Source organism: Dietzia sp. Cai40 (genome assembly GCF_014145165.1).
Lineage (GTDB): Bacteria > Actinomycetota > Actinomycetes > Mycobacteriales > Mycobacteriaceae > Dietzia > Dietzia natronolimnaea.
The window spans coordinates 1-3,001 of record NZ_JAALEB010000483.1; the positions used below are offsets into that span (position 1 = coordinate 1).

A 3,001-nucleotide genomic window follows, 5' to 3' on the forward strand; every position below is an offset into this window, starting at 1 on the left:
GGGTGGGGGGCGACAGGGTGGGGGGCGGCATGGTCGGGGGCGGCATGGTGGGCCCCGACCATCGGGGCTGCCCTCGGACTGTCCCTCTACGCTGCTGCCGCGGGCTTCGCACGCCACGCCGTCCGCCGCCTCGGCGGGGTCAACGGCGACGTCCTGGGGGCGGGGATCGAGGCGGGCACGGCCGCAGCGCTGGTCATCGCCGTCATCCTGGCCTGATACGCGTCACGGAAAGGCCCGCGCATCAACGAGAAGAGCGTTCCGCACACCCCCTACTCGAGAAACGTGTGCGGAACGCTCTTGGCGATGGAATCGGGCCGGACGGGGGCCGGACGCGGGGCCGATCACGCGGGGCCGATCACGCGGGACCGGACGCGGGGCCGGTCAGGCGGGCCCGGTCAGGCGAGCGTGGTCATCCACCCGAAGGTGTCCTCGACGGACCCTCGCTGGATCCCGGTGAGTGTCTCGCGGAGACGCATGGTGATCTCGCCGGGCCCGCCGTCGGCGACCGTGTACCCGCCCTCGGCGTGCTTGACCGAGCCGACCGGGGTGATCACGGCGGCGGTCCCACAGGCGAACACCTCGGTGATCGCGCCGGAGGCGACCCCGGTCTCCCACTCCTCGACCGAGACCTTCCGCTCGGTCACCGGGTAGCCGAGATGGCGCGCCAACTGGATCAGACTGTCGCGGGTCACACCGGGCAGCAGCGAACCGGACAGTTCCGGGGTGACGATCTCCGCCGAGTCCCCGGCGCCGAGGATGAAGAACAGATTCATCCCGCCCATCTCCTCGACGTACTTCCGCTCGATCGCGTCCAGCCAGACCACCTGGTCGCAGCCCTCGGCGGCGGCCTGCTCCTGAGCACGCAGCGACGCCGCGTAGTTTCCCCCGAACTTCGCCGCGCCGGTTCCGCCGGGGCTGGCCCGCACGTACTCGGTGCTCAGCCAGACGCTCACGGGGGCCACACCACGCGAGAAGTAGGCGCCGGCGGGCGAGGCGATGACCGAGTAGAGGTACTCGTCGGCCGGCCGTACTCCCAGGCCGGTCTCCGTCGCGATCATGAAGGGCCGCAGGTAGAGCGCCTCCTCCCCGCCGGCGGCGGGAACCCAGTCGCGGTCGATCGCCACGATCTGCCGGAGGGACTCCATGAACAACTCCTCGGGCAGCGTCGGCATGGCCAGACGCTGCGCGGACCGGTTGAAGCGCGCCGCGTTCTGCTCCGGGCGGAAGGAGGCGATGGAGTCGTCGGCCTGCCGGTACGCCTTGAGGCCCTCGAAGATCGTCTGGGCGTAGTGCAGCACCACGGCGGAGGGGTCGATCGACAGCGGGGCGTAGGCCTCGACGGTGGGGGTACCCCAGGCCCCGTCGGAATACGGGAGGGTGACCATGTGGTCGGTGAAGTGCTTGCCGAAGCCGGGAGCGGCGAGGATGGCTTCGCGCTCGGCGGCCGTCCTCGGTGTGGCCGAGGGGCGGATGTCGAACTGGGACATGTCGTCTCGCTTAGGTGAGAAGGGGCGGGTCAGCGGGTGCGGATCTCGACGAGCGGGGGTACCGCGAGGCGGCACGGTACCTCTCGCCCCCGTACGTCGACGACGACCTCGTCGCCCTTCTTCAGGCCGGCGTCCAGCTCGACGAACGCGAGCGCGATCCCCGTCTTCAGCGTCGGCGAGAACGTGCCGGAGCTCGTGACGCCGACGTCGCGTCCGCCGGCCCGCACGGTCTGGCCGGCGCGCAGGACTCCGCGGCCCGTGACCTCGAGCGCGTACATGCGCCGGGCGGGGCCGGCCTCCTTCTGACGCAGCAGTTCGTCGCGCCCCCAGAAGGACGGCTTGTCCCAGCCGATGGCCCACGCGCAGCGGGCCTCGAGCGGGCTGAGGTCGAGGGACAGCTCGTTGCCGTGCAGCGGGTAACCGGCCTCCGTGCGCAGGGAGTCGCGGGCACCCAGCCCACACAGCGCCCCCTGGCGAGCGAGGACCTGCTCGGCCAGCGCGTCCCAGACCGGGCCGGCCTGATCCCACGCGGGCAGGACCTCGAAGCCGTACTCGCCGGTGTACCCGGTGCGGCAGACCCGGACGGGAACTCCGGACCAGTCGGCGTCGACGAAGGCCATGTAGTCCAGGTCGATGGGCAGGCCGACCGCGGTGAGGACCTCGCCGGCGAGCGGGCCCTGCACGGCGATCACGGCGCGGGAGCGGTGCTCGTCGGTCACGGTGACCTCCGGCGCGCGCTCGGCGGCCGCGGCCTGCAGCCGGCGGACGACCTCGGCGGTGTTGGCGGCGTTGGGGATGAGGAAGATCTCGGAGTCGGAGACGCGGTAGGCGATGAGGTCGTCGACCACTCCCCCGGACTCGTCGCAGCACAGGGTGTACTGCGCGCTGCCGGCCGGGATGCGGTCGAGGTCGTTGGTGAAGCACGAGTTGACGAACTCCGCGGCGCCCGGGCCGGAGACGACCGCCTTGCCGAGGTGGCTGACGTCGAACAGCCCGACCGCGGTGCGGGTCGCGGTGTGCTCGGCGACGGTGCCCGAGTACTGCACGGGCATCGACCAGCCACCGAAGGGGGCGAAGGTGGCCCCGGCCTCCACGTGACGAGAGTGCAGCGGCCCCTCGTAGAGGTCCCCGGTGTCTGTCATGTGGCCACTCCTCGCGCTCTCCAGTACGGCTCCGCTCCCACGGTAGTCGATAGACTATGGTGCCCTGGCCGTGGCGGTCCCGCCACGTCATCAGGGCATCTGACACGTCCCGTACGTCCCCGCCGACCACCAGGAGTGCTTTCATGCCCACCGCGCAGTCGATCCTCACCCACAGCCCGGACCTCGCCGCGATCGAGGCCGTCACGACGCCTGTCGAGTCCGAGGTGGTGGTGGTCGGTATCGCCGCGGGCGCCGACCCCGGTGACGGCGACGGCGGTTCGGACGCGGCCCCCGTCGTCGTCGCCCCCGGTCTCGACGGCGAGGTCACCGCGGCGCTGGCCACGCTGGCCCACTCCGTCGGGGCCTCCACCA

At 71.9% G+C, this 3,001-nt stretch carries 3 protein-coding genes and 1 pseudogene; 2 read left to right on the top strand and 2 right to left on the bottom strand.

What is annotated here, in order from left to right; all coding sequences use genetic code 11:
• Positions 1–216: adenosylcobinamide-GDP ribazoletransferase (locus G6022_RS16190; protein WP_182692014.1), on the top strand; the 216-nt coding region annotated here is incomplete at its 5' end.
• Positions 217–395: 179 nt separating this feature from the next.
• On the opposite strand, the gene G6022_RS16195 is transcribed toward G6022_RS16190, so the two are convergent.
• Positions 396–1,487, bottom strand: coding sequence for a branched-chain amino acid aminotransferase (locus G6022_RS16195; protein ID WP_182639076.1), 1,092 nt, complete (start codon positions 1,485–1,487; stop codon positions 396–398).
• A gap of 29 nt (positions 1,488–1,516) precedes the next feature.
• Positions 1,517–2,629, bottom strand: coding sequence for a glycine cleavage system aminomethyltransferase GcvT (gcvT, locus tag G6022_RS16200; protein ID WP_182692017.1), 1,113 nt, complete (start codon positions 2,627–2,629; stop codon positions 1,517–1,519).
• A gap of 143 nt (positions 2,630–2,772) precedes the next feature.
• On the opposite strand from gcvT, the pseudogene G6022_RS16205 reads away from it, so the two are divergent.
• Positions 2,773–3,001: pseudogene (locus G6022_RS16205) on the top strand (leucyl aminopeptidase); the annotation flags it as partial.